At 71.4% G+C, this 15,832-nt stretch carries 11 protein-coding genes and 1 tRNA gene; 9 read left to right on the forward strand and 3 right to left on the reverse strand.

The annotated features are described in order from the left end of the window. Positions 1-7 precede the first annotated feature (7 nt). From EDF31_RS04795 to EDF31_RS04805, 3 genes are all read right to left on the reverse strand, one after another. A complete protein-coding gene (locus EDF31_RS04795) occupies positions 8-709 on the reverse strand; it encodes a DedA family protein (protein WP_123294071.1) in 702 nt (233 codons plus the stop codon). 118 nt (positions 710-827) lie between these two features. Beyond that, positions 828-908 (reverse strand) — tRNA-Leu (locus EDF31_RS04800). Between the two features lie 562 nt (positions 909-1,470). Then, on the reverse strand, positions 1,471-2,763 hold the full coding sequence (locus EDF31_RS04805) for an MFS transporter (RefSeq protein ID WP_123294070.1): 1,293 nt from the start codon (positions 2,761-2,763) through the stop codon (positions 1,471-1,473). Between the two features lie 56 nt (positions 2,764-2,819). Between EDF31_RS04805 and mnmA the strand changes: the two genes are divergently transcribed. The 9 genes from mnmA to EDF31_RS04850 all read left to right on the forward strand — a co-directional run bounded on the left by mnmA (position 2,820) and on the right by EDF31_RS04850 (position 15,830). Continuing rightward, on the forward strand, positions 2,820-3,926 hold the full coding sequence (gene mnmA, locus EDF31_RS04810; RefSeq protein ID WP_131845367.1) for a tRNA 2-thiouridine(34) synthase MnmA: 1,107 nt from the start codon (positions 2,820-2,822) through the stop codon (positions 3,924-3,926). Positions 3,927-3,992: 66 nt separating this feature from the next. Beyond that, positions 3,993-6,326, forward strand: coding sequence for an NAD-dependent DNA ligase LigA (gene ligA, locus EDF31_RS04815; protein WP_131845368.1), 2,334 nt, complete (start codon positions 3,993-3,995; stop codon positions 6,324-6,326). Positions 6,327-6,508: 182 nt separating this feature from the next. Then, positions 6,509-7,876, forward strand: a complete 1,368-nt coding sequence (locus tag EDF31_RS04820) for an alpha/beta hydrolase (protein ID WP_131845369.1) — start codon at positions 6,509-6,511, stop codon at positions 7,874-7,876. 201 nt (positions 7,877-8,077) lie between these two features. Then, on the forward strand, positions 8,078-10,417 hold the full coding sequence (locus EDF31_RS04825) for a transglycosylase domain-containing protein (protein ID WP_131845370.1): 2,340 nt from the start codon (positions 8,078-8,080) through the stop codon (positions 10,415-10,417). Between the two features lie 145 nt (positions 10,418-10,562). Beyond that, on the forward strand, positions 10,563-10,862 hold the full coding sequence (gene gatC, locus EDF31_RS04830) for an Asp-tRNA(Asn)/Glu-tRNA(Gln) amidotransferase subunit GatC (RefSeq protein WP_111085021.1): 300 nt from the start codon (positions 10,563-10,565) through the stop codon (positions 10,860-10,862). Then, entirely contained in the window at positions 10,859-12,403 is a 1,545-nt protein-coding gene (gene gatA / locus EDF31_RS04835) for an Asp-tRNA(Asn)/Glu-tRNA(Gln) amidotransferase subunit GatA (RefSeq protein WP_131845371.1), read from the forward strand. Before gatC ends, gatA begins: the two co-directional genes overlap by 4 nt. Beyond that, positions 12,403-13,908: an Asp-tRNA(Asn)/Glu-tRNA(Gln) amidotransferase subunit GatB gene (gatB, locus tag EDF31_RS04840; RefSeq protein WP_123340738.1), complete on the forward strand. Its 1,506-nt coding sequence runs from the start codon at positions 12,403-12,405 to the stop codon at positions 13,906-13,908. Before gatA ends, gatB begins: the two co-directional genes overlap by 1 nt. Before the next feature lie 123 nt (positions 13,909-14,031). Further along, positions 14,032-15,111, forward strand: a complete 1,080-nt coding sequence (locus EDF31_RS04845) for a type III polyketide synthase (RefSeq protein WP_131845372.1) — start codon at positions 14,032-14,034, stop codon at positions 15,109-15,111. Continuing rightward, positions 15,108-15,830 carry a methyltransferase domain-containing protein gene (locus tag EDF31_RS04850; protein ID WP_123340740.1) on the forward strand — a complete coding sequence of 241 codons (723 nt, stop codon included), beginning with the start codon at positions 15,108-15,110 and terminating at the stop codon, positions 15,828-15,830. The genes EDF31_RS04845 and EDF31_RS04850 overlap by 4 nt, the downstream gene beginning before the upstream one ends. Positions 15,831-15,832: the final 2 nt, after the last annotated feature.

The following is a 15,832-nucleotide window of genomic DNA, read 5'->3' on the forward strand; positions in this document are numbered from 1 at the left end:
CGTACCGCTACAGCTGCGGGTCGACGGCCGTCGACTCGGCCTGGTGCTCGCGCTTCTTCGCCTTGCGGGCGTTCCGGATGTACGTCAGCGCCATCGGCACGACCGTGACCAGGACGGCGGCGAGCAGGATGATGTCGATGTACTCGCGCACGATGTGGGCGACGAAGGGGATGTGCCCGATGAAGTACCCGAGGAACGTCACGCCGACACCCCAGACGACGGCGCCGATCGCGTTGTAGAGCGAGTACTTCTTGTAGTCCATGCGGCCGACGCCGGCGGCGATCGGCGCGAAGGTGCGGACGACCGGCACGAAGCGCGCCAGGATCACCGCGAGCGGGCCGAACCGGTGGAAGAACGCGTTGGTCCGCTCGACGTTCGCCTTGGAGAACAGACCGCTCTCCTTGCGCTCGAAGATCGGCGGGCCGGCCTTCTTGCCGATGTAGTAGCCGAGCTCCCCACCGAGGAACGCCGCAGCGCCGATCATCAGGGCAGCGACCCAGATCGGGATGCCGCCGATCTCGCCGCCGCGGTCGAACGCGAACAGGCCGGTGATGACGAGCAGGCTGTCGCCCGGGAAGATGAAGCCGATCAGCAGACCGGTCTCGGCGAAGACGATCGCACAGACGACGAGCACGGCGACCGCCCCGAAGTGGTCGAGGATGTACTGCGGATCCAGCCATGGGATCAGGGCGAGTGCGACGGAGTGCATGTCTCTTCCGGTCGTGCAGATGCGGTGACGGGAGGGGCACCCGCACGACGAGGGTACCGTCCGCGCGTGACCGGAACGTCCCTCGGTGGTATGAGATGCGCGAGCACGCAACGGTCGGTGCGGAAGGAGGGACTCGAACCCTCACGCCTGGGGCACAGGAACCTAAATCCTGCGTGTCTACCGATTCCACCACTCCCGCGAGCAGCGGCAGTCTACCGAGCGGTCTCTGGTCGGCGGACGTCGGTGCGTGCGCACGGTGCGCCGGACGTCACCTGGTGCGGGTTTGGCCGCTTCGTGCGCGCAGCAGGTGCGCGCGGAGCGGCCAGCGGCGTTGAGGGTGACCGTGTCGACACGGTGCGGTGTTCGTGGCGGGGGTGCGCCGGGCCTCCCGGGCGTTGGTGGCGCGCACGTGCGCACGGTGCGCCGGACGCCACTTGGTGCGGGCTTGGCCGCTTCGTGCGCCGCAGCAGGTGCGCACGGAGCGGCCAGCGGCGTTGTGGGTGACCGTGTCGACACGGTGCGGTGTTCGTGGCGGGGGTGCGCCGGGCCTCCCGGGCGGTGGTGGCGCGCACGTGCGCACGGTGCGCCGGCCGTCACCTGGTGCGGGTTTGGCCGCTTCGTGCGCCGCAGCAGGTGCGCACGGAGCGGGGAACCTCGCACGGATCGGCGGGACGCGCACCGTGCGCCGGCCGCGCAGCACGCAGCGCGCAGCGCGCCGTGCGCCGCCCGCGCAGCACGCAGCACGCAACGCCCCGCGCGCGTCAGCGGAGCTGGCGCGGCAGGTACCGCGGCACGTACCGCAGCAGCACTCCGGCACCGATCAGGCCGAGCACGCCCATCACGCCGCTGGCCACCGCGATCGTCGCGACGGCCGTCACCCCGGAGATCACGAGCGGTGCCGCTGCCGACCCGAAGTCGCCGGTGAACCGCCAGGCCCCGAGGAACGGCGCCGGGTCGTCGCGCGGGGCGAGGTCGGCGCCGAGCGTCATGAGGATGCCGGAGCCGACGCCGTTGGCGAGCGACATCCCCATCGCGATCCCCACGAACCAGCCGACCCGCGCGTCGAGGTGCCCGCTCCAGGCGAGCAGGAAGTAGCTGATGCTCAGCCCGAGCATGCAGGGGAGTGCGCTCGCCAACCGCCCCCAGCGGTCCATGATCTGGCCGCTCGTGTAGAACAGCGCGAAGTCGACGGCACCGGCGATGCCGATGATCAACGCGGCCGTCGAGTCGTTCAGCCCGACACTGACCGCCCACAGCGGCAGGATCACCTGGCGTCCGGCGCGCATCGCGCCGATGAGCGCGGCGCCGCTGCCGAGCCGCAGCAGCACGGCCCGGTTCGTGCGCAGGGTCCGGAAGAGGCCGTGCGCCTCCTTGCCGACGAAGACCGCTCCGGTGTCGGTGGACGGCTCCGTCACGCCGGTCGCGTCCGACCCCGACCGGGAGGCCCGTGGCGGCAACCGCAGACCGCGTGCGCCCGTCGCCGGGTCGCGCAGCACCAGGAGCACGGTCGCCGCCGCCAGGCAGCACACGACGTGGATCCAGAAGGCGCTCGCGGTGGTGCCGGTCAGGTGGATCACGCCGGCGGCGAGGAACGGCCCGACGAAGTACCCGAAGCGGAAGACCCCGCCCAGGCTCGACAGTGCCCGGGCACGGATGCGGACGGGGATCGCGGTGGTCATGTAGGCGTGCCGTGCCAGGGCGAACACCGCGGTCGAGACGCCGACCAGGAACACCCCGAGCGCGAGCACCCACGCGTTCGCCGCGGTCGTGCAGACGACCAGGCCGCCGACCGACACCAGGGCGGCGCCGATCATCGCGTTCCGCTCGCCGATCCGCGCGACGACGATGCCCGACGGCACGTCGCCGATGAGTTCGCCGACCAGGATGAGCGACGCGACGAAGCCCGCGAACGCCAGGGTCGCGCCGAGGGAGTCCGCGGCGATCGGGATGATCGGGATGATCGCGCCCTCGCCGATGGCGAACAGTGCCGCGGGCAGGAACCCGGACAACAGGACGGACCGGAAGTCGAATGAGTCGTTCCCCGTCGTGGCCATCGCTCGACCAACGGTACGCCAGCGGTACGGGTTCGTCGGCGGGTTACCCTGGAGGCATGCGTGTTCTGGCGGCGATGAGCGGTGGGGTCGACTCGGCGGTGGCTGCTGCCCGGGCGGTCGACGCCGGGCACGACGTGGTCGGCGTGCACCTGGCGTTGAGCCGGATGCCGGGCACGCTCCGCACCGGCAGTCGCGGGTGCTGCACGATCGAGGACTCGATGGACGCCCAGCGCGCCGCGTCCGCCCTCGGCATCCCCTACTACGTGTGGGACTTCTCGGCCCGGTTCAAGGAGGACGTCGTCGACGACTTCGTCGCCGAGTACCAGGCCGGCCGCACCCCGAACCCCTGCATGCGGTGCAACGAGCGGATCAAGTTCGCGGCGCTGCTCGAGAAGGCGCTGGCCCTGGGCTTCGACGCCGTCGCGACCGGGCACTACGCCTCGATCGTCACCGGCCCGGACGGCTCCCGCGAACTCCACCGGTCGGCCGCGTGGGCGAAGGACCAGTCCTACGTGCTCGGGGTCCTGACCGCCGAGCAGCTGCAGCACGCGATGTTCCCGCTCGGGGCGACCCCGTCGAAGGACGCGGTCCGTGCCGAGGCCGCCGAGCGTGGGCTGACGGTCGCGCAGAAGCCCGACTCCTACGACATCTGCTTCATCCCCGACGGCGACACCCGCGGCTGGCTCGCCGACCGTGTCGGCAGCGAGACCGGTGACGTCGTCGAGCGCGACGGCACCGTCGTCGGTTCGCACGACGGCGCGCACGGCTACACGGTCGGGCAGCGCCGCGGACTGTCGCTCGGGCGCCCCGCCGCCGACGGCAAGCCCCGGTTCGTGCTCGAGATCCGCCCGAAGGACAACACCGTCGTGGTCGGTCCGAAGGAGGCCCTGGCCGTGACGTCGATGTCGGGCTCCCGCTTCACGTGGGCCGGCACCGCACCGGCCGACCCGCAGACGCCGTTCGCGTGCGACGTGCAGATCCGGGCGCACGCCGATCCGGTGCCGGCGACCGCGCGGGTGCAGGACGACGTGCTCGTGATCGACGTCGACGAGCCGCTGCACGGGGTCGCCCCCGGGCAGACGGCCGTGGTCTACGTCGGCACCCGGGTGCTCGGACAGTGCACGATCGACAGCACCGTCAGCGCCGTCCCCGTCGACGCCTGAGACCGCCGCTCCCGGGCGGTGGGTCCGCTGCACGCGCCGTCGGTGGCACACGGTAGAACTGATGGCATGAGCGAGACCGACGCCACGTTCGAGACCATCGACCCCGACGGGCTCGACGCCGCCCAGGCCGGGCGCGAGGTCGACCGGCTGCGGGCCCGCATCAACGAGCTGCGACAGGCGTACTACCAGGGCGACAACGGATCACCGGAAGCCGATGCCGACTACGACGTGCTGGTCCGACGGCTCGCCGCGATCGAGCAGCGGTTCCCGGAGCTCCTGACCGAGGACAGCCCGACCCAGACCGTCGGCGGGCAGGCGCAGACCACGCAGTTCGCGCCGGTCGAGCACGCCGAGCGGATGCTCTCGCTCGACAACGTGTTCAGCCCGGACGAGCTCACCGAGTGGGCCGTCAAGGTGCAGCGCGACGCCGGTGCCGAGCGTGTCCGGTTCCTGACCGAGCTGAAGATCGACGGCCTCGCGATCAACCTGCGCTACGAGCACGGCCGGTTGGTGTCGGCGGCGACTCGTGGTGACGGTGTCGTGGGCGAGGACGTCACCGGCAACGTCCGGACGATGGGCACGATCCCGGACCGGCTGTCGGGGACGGGCCACCCGCCGCTGGTCGAGGTCCGCGGCGAGATCTTCTTCCCGGTCGCCGAGTTCGACGAGCTCAACGCGAACCAGCGCGAGGCGGGGGAGCGCGTCTTCGCCAACCCGCGCAACGCCGCCGCCGGGTCCCTCCGCCAGAAGGAAGAGGGCAAGTCCGAGGCGAAGCGCGCACTCATGGTCGACCGGCTCCGGCGCTTGCGGATGCTCGTGCACGGCATCGGCGCGTGGCCCGTGCGCGAGCTCGAACAGGAGACCGACGTCCGCTCGCAGTCCGAGGTCTACGAGCTGCTCGAGACCTGGGGCATGCCGACGAGCAGCCACTACCGGGTCTTCGACACCATCGACGAGGTGAACGCCTTCGTCCGCTCCACGGGCGACCGCCGTGCCTCGGTCGAGCACCAGATCGACGGCGTCGTCATCAAGGTCGACGACCTCGCCCTGCACGAGGAACTCGGCTCGACGTCTCGTGCACCCCGGTGGGCGATCGCGTACAAGTACCCGCCGGAAGAAGTCCACACAAAGCTCGTCGACATCGTGGTCAGCGTCGGGCGGACCGGGCGTGCGACCCCGTTCGCGGTGATGGCCCCGGCCGAGGTCGCCGGGTCGGTCGTCCGCCAGGCCACCCTGCACAACCAGCAGGTGGTCAAGGCGAAGGGCGTCCTGATCGGCGACACCGTGGTGCTGCGGAAGGCCGGCGACGTCATCCCCGAGGTCCTGGGACCGGTCGTCGACCTGCGCGACGGCACGGAGCGCGAGTTCGTGATGCCGACGCACTGCCCGGAGTGCGGCACCGAGCTCGCCCCCGCGAAGGAAGGCGACATCGACCTCCGCTGCCCGAACGCGAAGAGCTGCCCCGCGCAGGTCCGCGGTCGTGTCGAGCACATCGCATCGCGCGGTTCCCTCGACATCGAGGGCCTCGGCGAGGTCGCAGCCGCAGCGCTCACGCAGCCGCTGCACCCGGAGACCCCGCCGCTCGTGACCGAGGCCGGGTTGTTCGACCTGACGATGCATGACATCGTCCCGATCGAGGTGATCGTCCGCGACGCCGAGACCGGCATGGAGAAGGTCGACGACGCCGGTGCCCCGAAGCGCGTGACCCCGTTCAGCCGCGCGCGCAAGAAGACCGACCCGCCGTTCGACCCCGAAGCACGCGGTGCGGACTACACCGGCGAGCCGAGCCGCTTCCCGTCGAAGAACGCGTTCGAGATGCTCGCGAACATCGACGCGGCGAAGACGAAACCGCTCTGGCGCATCATGGTGGGGCTGAGCATCCGCCACGTCGGACCAGTCGCGGCGCGGGCGCTCGCGAACCACTTCGGGTCGCTCGACCGGATCCGCAGCGCCTCGCGCGAGGAACTCGCGGCGGTCGACGGGGTCGGCGGGATCATCGCCGACGCCCTGCTCGCGTGGTTCGAGGTCGACTGGCACCTTGAGATCATCGACCGCTGGACGACGGCGGGCGTGCAGTTCACCACGCCGGACCACCCCGGCCCCGGGGGCGCGGCGATCGAGGGCGGTGTCCTGAGCGGTGTCGCGGTCGTGGCGACCGGGTCCCTCGAGGGGTACACGCGCGAGGGCGCGCTCGAGGCGATCATCACCGCCGGCGGCAAGGCGGCGTCGAGCGTCAGCAAGAAGACCGACTTCGTGGCCGCGGGTCCCGGGGCCGGGTCGAAGCTCACGAAGGCCGAGCAGCTGGGGCTCCGGATCATCGATGCCGAGCAGTTCCACCTGCTCGTGACCGAGGGGCCGAGCGCGCTCCCCGAGCCGGAGGTGCCCGCGCCCGAGGGCTGAGCCGGGGCGACGAGCACGCCGTCGACGTGGGCGCACACTGCGGCGCGCCGTGCGACGCACCCAGTTCGGGGGACAAGTTGCATCGCGCATGACCGATCCTCGGGCATTCTCCTTACACTCGACAGAGCATCACCCGTCGTCTGCAGGGAGGCGACGGGACGGCCTTCCAGGGGGAGACCCGATTGCTGCTCATCGCCGCGGCTCTGCTCACCGCCTCGATGCACTCGCTCGGAGTGATCGAGGCCCCCGTCGCGCCTCCGACCCATGCCGCCACGGCCACCGTGACGGTCGCGCTCGTCTCCGAGCGCCACGCGGTGCCCCAGCCGGTCATGACCGGGGGACAGATCGACGTCGACACCGTCGCCGACGCGCACGGTCGGGCGTTCCTCGACGACCTCGGGGTCCTCGACGCCGGTGACCTGCGCCGCGCCGCCGACGACCGCCGTGTCGTGGCGACCGCGCAGGACGACCCGCCCGCAGCGGCCGTCGTCGCGCAGTGGTGGGCGGGACTCGGCGCCGACGAACAGGGCACGCTCCTGGTCCACGCGCCGTCGATCATCGGCAACCTCGAGGGCGTGCCGTACGCCGTCCGCGACCGCGCGAACCGGTCGACCCTGACCACCGGACTCGCCGACCCCGACACCGGAGCCGCGCACGCCGCGATGCTCGGACAGGTGCGGGACTCGCTGCGGCGCGAACCCGGTGACCCGCAGCGGTTCCTCATCACGCTCGACACCCGAGCGGCGGGCCGAGCGGCGATCAGCATCGGAGACCTCGACACCGCGGCGGACGTGACCGTCATCGTCCCCGGGATGTTCTTCACCGTGACCGGGCAGATGGCCGACTTCACGAACACCGCCAACGACCTGGCGAGCGAACAAGCGACCCTCGCGCCGCTGGCGGCCGGTGGCTCCGGCGACGGGACGGGCGTCGCCGTCGTGGCGTGGATGGGCTACCGCACGCCCGACCTGTCGAACATCATGTCGCTCAGCCTCGCCGACTCCGGGGCGCAGCGACTCGAGCGCACCGTCGACGGCCTGCGGCAGATCCGCGACGGCGACCAGCCCCGGCTGAACATCGTGGCGCACTCGTACGGGTCGACGACGGCGCTCATGGCGCTCGCCTCCGGACGGATGAGCGCCGACACCCTCACCGTGCTCGGGTCACCGGGCAGTGACGTCCGGTCGGCGGCGGACCTGGACGTCGCCTCGGACGAGGTGTTCGTCGGTGTCGCGCACAGCGACCCGATCGCGGGGTCCGGGTACTACGGCACGGACCCGGGTGGTTCGTCGTTCGGCGCCACCGTGATGAACCTGGCCGGCGGTGCCGACGCGCTGGCCGCCGGCGACCTGTTCCGCCGTCCGGTCGGGCACAACGACTACCTCAAGCCGGGGACCGCATCGCTGCACGACGTCGCCCTGATCGGGATCGGCCGCGGTGACCTCGTCCGCGAGCAGGTCCGACGCGGCAGCACCGGTGACGACGGCGTCGTCGGTGCGTCGGTCGACATGTACCTGGTCCGTCCGCAGGACCTGCAGCCGCGCGACTGACAGGGTGGGGTCCTGGGCGTGACCGGATCGTGACCGGCGGCCGACGTGCCGGGGCCGCATCGGGCCTCCCGGCCGGATCCGCGACCCCGCGCGGATCGCGACCCGCGACAGGTGGTGCCTGAGCGGCAACCTGAGCGACGGCGCAGCCTCAGTCGGTTCCACGGCAGAACCAGTACAGCCCGCCTCCCTACGGTTCGGGGCATGCGTGTGGTGCGATGGCCTGGTGCTCTCCTGATGTTCGTGGTGATGTCCGTGCTCGCCGGCATGCTCGTCGCCGTCGCGGTGACGCCCGCGGTCGCCGTCGCGGGCGAGAGCACCTCGGGTGCGGTCGCGTTCTTCGAGGACCTGCCGAGCTACCTCGACGTGCAGACGCCGCAGCAGGTGTCGTCGGTGTACGCGACGAAGGGCGGCAAGCAGGTCAAGATCGCGTCGTTCTACGCCGAGAACCGGACGAACGTCACAGCCGACCAGATGGCGGACACGCTCAAGCAGGCCGCCATCGACACCGAGGACCCCCGCTACTACGACGAGGGCGGCATCGACGTCCTCGGCACGCTGCGCGGAGTCGCCGCGACCGTCGTCGGCGGCGACGTCCAGGGCGGATCGAGCATCACGCAGCAGTACGTCAAGAACGTCCTCGTGCAGCAGTGCGAGGAGCTCACCGGCAAGGACCAGGCCGCCACGGCGAAGAAGGTGGAGGCCTGCTACGAGGACGCAGCCGGCGTCACCCCGCAGCGGAAGCTGCAGGAGATGCGGTACGCGATCGCGGTGAACAAGAAGTACTCGAAGGACGACATCCTGACCGGGTACCTGAACATCGTCGGGCTCGGCGGTCGGGTGTACGGCGCCGAGGCCGGTGCCGAGTACTACTTCGGCGTGCACGCGAAGGACCTGTCGCTGGTGCAGTCGGCCACGCTCGTGGCGATCCTCAACAACCCCTCGAACCTGCGCATCGACGTGCCCGGTGACAAGGCGAACGGGCAGGCGAACGGCTACGCGCTCACCAAGGAGCGACGCGACTACGTGCTCCGCCGCATGCAGGCGCACGGGTCGATCACGAAGGCCGAGATGACGAAGGCCATCGCGACCCCGGTCACGCCGAAGATCACCGAGACCGCGAACGGCTGCTCGACCGCGGCGACGAACTACGACGCCGGCTACTTCTGCGACTACGTCCGCGACCAGGTGCTGCAGGACCCGGCGTTCGGCAAGACCGCCGCGGCGCGCATCGCGACGCTCGACACCAAGGGCATGCAGATCCACACCTCGCTCGACCTCGACCTGCAGGGCCAGGCGCAGACCGCACTGTCGACCTACGTGCCGGCCACGATGGCCGGCGTCGACGTCGGTGGCTCCAACGTCACCGTCGAGCCCGGCACCGGACGCATCATGTCGATGGTGCAGAACACGTCGTACACGCAGGGCGACAACGCCGCAGCGGGGTCGACCGCGGTGGACTACAGCGCGGACTCCGGCTACGGCAACTCCGGCGGGTTCCAGACCGGCTCCACCTACAAGGTGTTCACCTTGGCCGAGTGGCTCGCGACCGGCCACACGCTCTCCGAGTCGGTGTCGACCACCGAGCACACGTTCCAGAACTCGGAGTTCACGAACTCCTGCCAGAACGTCAGCGGCGGGACGTGGCCGGTCGCGAACGCAGAGTCCGTGCCGGCGTCGATGACCGTGCAGGCCGCCACCGTCGAGTCGATCAACACCGCCTTCGGCGCGATGGGCAAGCAGCTCGACCTCTGCAAGATCGCGCAGCTCGCACAGTCGATGGGGATCCACCGCGCCGACGGTGGCGCCCTCGGGCAGACCCCCTCGTCGATCCTCGGCGTCAACGAGCTGTCGCCGATCGACCTGGCCGAGGCCTACGCCGGCTTCGCGAACGGCGGCGTCGTCTGCACGCCGACCGCGATCGACTCGGTCACCGAGGCGGACGGCACGAAGATCACCCCGACGCCGTCGTCCTGCACGCAGGGCGTGTCGGCGGACGTCGCCGGCACCGTCGACTACGCGCTGCAGGGCGTGCTGTCCGGCTCCGGCACCGCCGCCAGCGCGAACCCCGGCGACAGCGTGCCGAAGTTCGCGAAGACGGGCACCACCGACGGCGACGTGCAGAACTGGCTCGTCGCGTCGTCGACGAAGTACACGAACGCCACCTGGATCGGGAACGTGCAGGGGAGCGTGAGCCTGGCGAACTGGCCGTTCCTGCAGGGCACCACCGGGTACAGCGCGAAGTTCGGGGTCGGGAAGTCGATGATGGCGTACCTGGACCAGACGGTCGGCGGGGACGCCCTGCCCACGCCGAGCCAGGCGATGATCGGGCAGGCGAGCCACTCGTCGCAGTCGTCGCAGTCGCAGTCCTCGGCGTCGTCGGGATCCGGTGCGTCGCAGGCCGACCAGTCGACGCCGACCACGCCGACGCAGACCGCTGCACCCGCTGCACCCGCTGCACCGGCTGCTCCGGCGGCGCCGGCGGAACCGGCTGCGCCCGCCGCCACGGCGGCTCCGGCAGCGGGTGACCAGAACGGGAAGTGACGGCTCGGGTCCACGCCGCCTGGAGGCCCGTCACCGGTCCGCCGGACCGGTGACGGGCCTCCAGGCAGCCGTCCACAGCCGCGCCTGCGTGATCGACCGCAGCCAATAGACTGTCGGACGTCCACGAACCGATCGACGGAGCACCATGCCTGACATCACGAGCGAGCAGGTCGCGCACCTGGCGAACCTCGCACGTATCGCACTCACGCCCGACGAGATCGAGAAGCTGACCGGGGAGCTGTCGCACATCGTCGAGAGCGTCGCCAAGGTCGCCGAGGTCGCGACCGACGACGTCCCGCTGACGAGCCACCCCGTGCCGCTCGGCAACGTCACCCGACCCGACGTCGTCGGCCAGACGCTGACGCAGGAGCAGGCGCTCTCCGGAGCGCCGGACTCCGACGGCGAACGGTTCCGAGTGACCGCCATCCTGGGAGAAGAACAGTGACCGACATCACGCGCATGAGCGCCGCGGCGCTCGCCGACGCCCTGGTGGCGCGCGACGTCTCGAGCGTCGAGGCCACGCAGGCCCACCTCGACCGCATCGCCGCCGTCGACGGCGACGTACACGCCTTCCTGCACGTCAACCAGAACGCCATCGCCGTCGCGAAGTCGATCGACTCGCGTCGCTCGGCCGGCGACGACCTCGGGCCCCTCGCCGGTGTCCCGATCGCGATCAAGGACGTCCTGTGCACGCAGGACATGCCGACCACCTCGGGCTCGAAGATCCTCGAAGGGTGGATGCCGCCGTACGACGCCACCCCGGTCGCGAAGCTCCGCGCCGCCGGCCTCGTGCCGCTCGGCAAGACCAACATGGACGAGTTCGCGATGGGCTCGACCACCGAGTTCTCGGCGTACGGACCGACCCACAACCCGTGGGACCTCGACCGCATCCCCGGCGGGTCCGGCGGTGGCTCGGCCGCTGCCGTCGCCGCGCACGAGGCACCCATCGCCCTCGGCTCCGACACCGGTGGCTCGATCCGTCAGCCCGGCGCCGTCACCGGCACCGTCGGTGTGAAGCCGACCTACGGCGGGGTCAGCCGCTACGGCGCGATCGCCCTGGCGTCCAGCCTCGACCAGATCGGCCCGGTCGCCCGCACCGTCCTCGACGCCGCGCTCCTGCACGACGTCATCGGCGGGCACGACCCGCGCGACTCCACCTCGATCCCCGACGCCTGGCCCTCGATGGCCGCCGCCGCCCGCGAAGGACTGCAGGCGGACACGCTGCGCGGCCTGCGCGTCGGCGTGGTGAAGGAGCTCGCCGGTGGCGACGGCTTCCAGGCCGGCGTCACGCAGCGCTTCCAGGAGACCGTCGCGCTGCTCGAGTCGGCCGGTGCGGTCGTCGTCGAGATCGACGCCCCGTCGTTCGCCTACGCGATCAGCGCCTACTACCTGATCCTGCCGGCCGAGGCCTCGTCGAACCTGGCGAAGTTCGACTCCGTGCGCTTCGGCCTGCGCGTCACGCCGGACAACGGTGCGACGGTCGAGGACGTCATGGCCGCCACGCGCGAAGCCGGGTTCGGTCCCGAGGTGAAGCGTCGCATCATCCTCGGCACCTACGCCCTGAGCGCCGGGTACTACGACGCCTACTACGGCTCGGCGCAGAAGGTCCGCACGCTCGTGCAGCGCGACTTCCAGGCCGCGTTCGACCAGGTCGACCTGCTCATCAGCCCGTCGGCCCCGACGACCGCGTTCCCGATCGGTGAGCGCATCGACGACCCGCTCGCGATGTACCTCAACGACCTCACCACGATCCCGGCGAACCTGGCGGGCGTGCCCGGGATGAGCATCCCGAACGGCCTCGCACCCGAGGACGGCCTGCCCGTCGGCGTCCAGCTGATGGCCCCGCAGCGCGAGGACGCCCGCCTGTACCGCTACGGTGCGGCACTCGAGCGTCTGCTCGAACAGCAGTGGGGAGCCCCGCTCATCGACCGGATCCCGGACCTCGACCAGAGTCAGCAGTCGGCTGCGCAGGAAGGTGTGATCTGATGGCGCAGAAGGACGCGCTCATGGACTTCGACGAGGCACTGGAGCGCTACGAGCCGGTGCTCGGCTTCGAGGTGCACGTCGAGCTCGCGACGAAGACCAAGATGTTCTCGGACGCGCCGAACTTCTTCGGTGGCGAGCCGAACACGAACGTGACGCCGGTCGACCTCGGGCTGCCCGGGTCGCTGCCCGTCGTCAACGCGCAGGCCGTCCGGTACTCGATCCAGCTCGGGCTCGCGCTCGGCTGCTCGATCGCCGAGTCGTCGCGGTTCGCCCGGAAGAACTACTTCTACCCGGACAACCCGAAGAACTACCAGGTCTCGCAGTTCGACGAGCCGATCGCGTTCGAGGGCGAGGTCGAGGTCGAACTGGCCGACGGCACGATCTTCAACATCCCGATCGAACGCGCCCACATGGAAGAGGACGCCGGCAAGCTGACGCACGTCGGTGGTGCCACCGGCCGCATCCAGGGTGCCGAGTACTCGCTCGTCGACTACAACCGCGCCGGTGTGCCGCTCGTCGAGATCGTCACGAAGCCGATCTTCGGTGCCGAGCACCGTGCCCCCGAGCTCGGTGCCGCGTACGTGCAGGTCATCCGCGACCTCGTGCGCGCACTCGGTGTCTCCGAGGCCCGCATGGAGCGCGGCAACCTGCGCTGCGACGCCAACATCTCGCTGCGCCCCCGCGGCCAGGAGAAGCTCGGCACCCGCACCGAGACGAAGAACGTCAACTCGTTCCGTGCCGTCGAGCGTGCGATCCGCTACGAGATCCAGCGCCAGGCCGCGATCCTGGCCGACGGCGGCTCGATCACGCAGGAGACCCGTCACTGGCACGAGGACACCGGCCGCACCTCGGCCGGCCGTCCGAAGTCGGATGCCGACGACTACCGCTACTTCCCCGAGCCCGACCTGCTGCCGGTCGTGCCGGACCCCGCGGTCGTCGAGGAGCTCCGTGCGTCCCTGCCCGAGGCCCCGGTGGCTCGCCGCCGTCGCCTGAAGGGCGACTGGGGCTTCGCCGACCTGGAGTTCCAGGACGTCGTGAACGGTGGGTTGCTCGACCAGGTCGAGGGCACCGTCGCCGCCGGAGCCGCGCCGCAGGCGGCCCGCAAGTGGTGGACCGGCGAGATCAGCCGTGTCGCGAACGCGCAGGACGCCGAGCCCGGCGACCTCGTGTCGCCGCAGCACGTCGCCGAGGTCATCGCGCTCGTCGAGTCCGGCGACCTGACCGACCGCCTGGCACGCCAGGTGCTCGAGGGCGTCATCGCCGGCGAGGGCTCGCCGGCCCAGGTCGTCGAGGCCCGCGGGCTCAAGGTCGTGTCCGACGACTCGGCGCTCACCGCCGCGGTCGACGAGGCACTCGCCGGCCAGCCGGACGTGCTCGCGAAGATCAAGGACGGCAAGGTCCAGGCCGCCGGCGCCATCATCGGTGCCGTCATGAAGGCCATGAAGGGCCAGGCGGACGCCGCCCGCGTCCGTGAGCTGGTGCTGGAGCGCGCGCAGCAGGCGTAGACGGGTTCCGGCGACGGACGGGAGGCGCGGTGCCAGCTGGCACCGCGCCTCCCGTCCGTCCGTGGTCGCGTTCGAGATCGTCGAATCTGGGGACGCGTCAGCGACCCGGTGACAGGATGAGTCGTGTCCGCAACGATCCGCGCCATCGGAACCGCCGTCCCGGAGACGACGCTCGAGCAGGCTGCCGTGCGAGACCTCTTCGCTGCGCAGCCCGAGCTCGGTCGTCTCGGCCGGCGGCTCGTCCCCGCAGCCTTCGACGCCTCGGCGGTCGAGCACCGGCACACCGTGCTGGCCGAACTCGACCGGAGCCGTCCATCGGGCGCGTTCCGCGACACGGACGGCGCGCTGCACTCGCCCTCCACGGGCACCCGCAACGACCGCTACCGCGAGCTCGCGCCGCCGCTCTTCGTCGAAGCTGCTCGTGACGCGTTGGCCCGCGCAGACGTCGACGCGGCCTCGGTCACGCACGTCGTCACGGTGTCGTGCACCGGGTTCACGCAGCCCGGCCCGGACCTGGACATCGTGACCGAGCTCCGCCTGCGCCGTGACGTCTTCCGCCACCACATCGGCTTCATGGGGTGCTGCGCGGCGTTCCCGGCGCTCCGGATCGCGGCCGCGTTCGCCGAGGCCGACCCGGACGCCGTCGTGTTGGTCGTCTGCGCCGAGCTCTGCACCCTGCACGTCCGCGCGAGCGACGACCCGGACCAGATCGTCGCGAACAGCGTCTTCGGGGACGGTGCCGCCGCCGTCGTGGTCACCGCCGACGGCCCCGGCCTGCGCTTCGACGCGTTCGCCACCGCCGTCGTGCCCGAGAGCGCCGGCGAGATGGCCTGGAACATCGGCGACGAGGGCTACGAGATGGTCCTGAGCACCACGGTCCCCAAGCTCGTCGGCAGCAGCGTCGCCGAGGCCGTCGCGTCGCTGCTCGACGGACCGGCCGCCGACGTGCCGGTGTGGGCCGTGCACCCCGGTGGACGTGCGATCCTCGACCGCACGCAGCAGGCGCTCGACCTGCCGGACACGGCGATCGCGGCGAGCCGGACGGTGCTGCGCGACCACGGGAACATGTCGAGCGCGACCGTGCTGTTCGTGCTCCGCGAGGCCCTCGACGCCGGGATCCCGGAAGGAGCCGCCGTCGTGGCGCTCGCCTTCGGCCCCGGTCTCACGGTCGAGAGTGCGCGACTGACCATGGTGCGCACGTGAGCCGTCCCGACGGCGGTTCCACGGGCCTCCCGGTCCTCGACCTGCGCACGCGCGCGGTCGACCTGACCGAACTCATGGACGACCCGGACTGCGACCCGCGCGCGCTCGCGCGGACCTTCCGGCGCTTCGCGCTCGTCAACGCCCTGGTGAGCGGCTGGCGTTCGGCGTGGCGGACCCACGTCGTACCGGCCCTGCCGGTGAACGGCCGCGCTCGGGTCCTCGACCTCGGGTGCGGCGGGGGCGACCTGGCCCGGGCCGTCGTTCGGTGGGCGGCGAGCGACGGGTTCGACGTCGAGGTCGTCGGGGTCGACCCGGACCCGCGGGCGATCGACGCGGCGAACCGACGGGCACCGCGGGGTGTCACCTTCCGGCAGCAGTCGAGCGGTGACCTGGTCACGGCGGGCGAGCGGTTCGACGTCGTGGTGTCGAACCACGTCCTGCACCACCTGGGCGACGACGAGCGGAACGGGTTCCTGGCGGACTCGGAGGCGCTCGCGTCGGGTCGCAGCGTGCACTCGGACATCCGTCGGTCGCGCGAGGCCTACCGGGCGTACGCGCTGGCGTCGCCGCTGGTGTCCGCGGGGACCTTCGTCCGGGTCGACGGCCTGCGGTCGATCCGTCGGTCCTTCACCCTGGCGGAACTGCGGGACACGCTGCCGACCGGGTGGCGAGCGGAACGGGCATCGCCGCACCGGGTGCTGGCCGTCCGCGACGCCTGACG

Origin of the sequence: Curtobacterium sp. PhB142, assembly GCF_004341255.1 — a bacterium.
In the GTDB taxonomy this organism is placed as follows: domain Bacteria; phylum Actinomycetota; class Actinomycetes; order Actinomycetales; family Microbacteriaceae; genus Curtobacterium.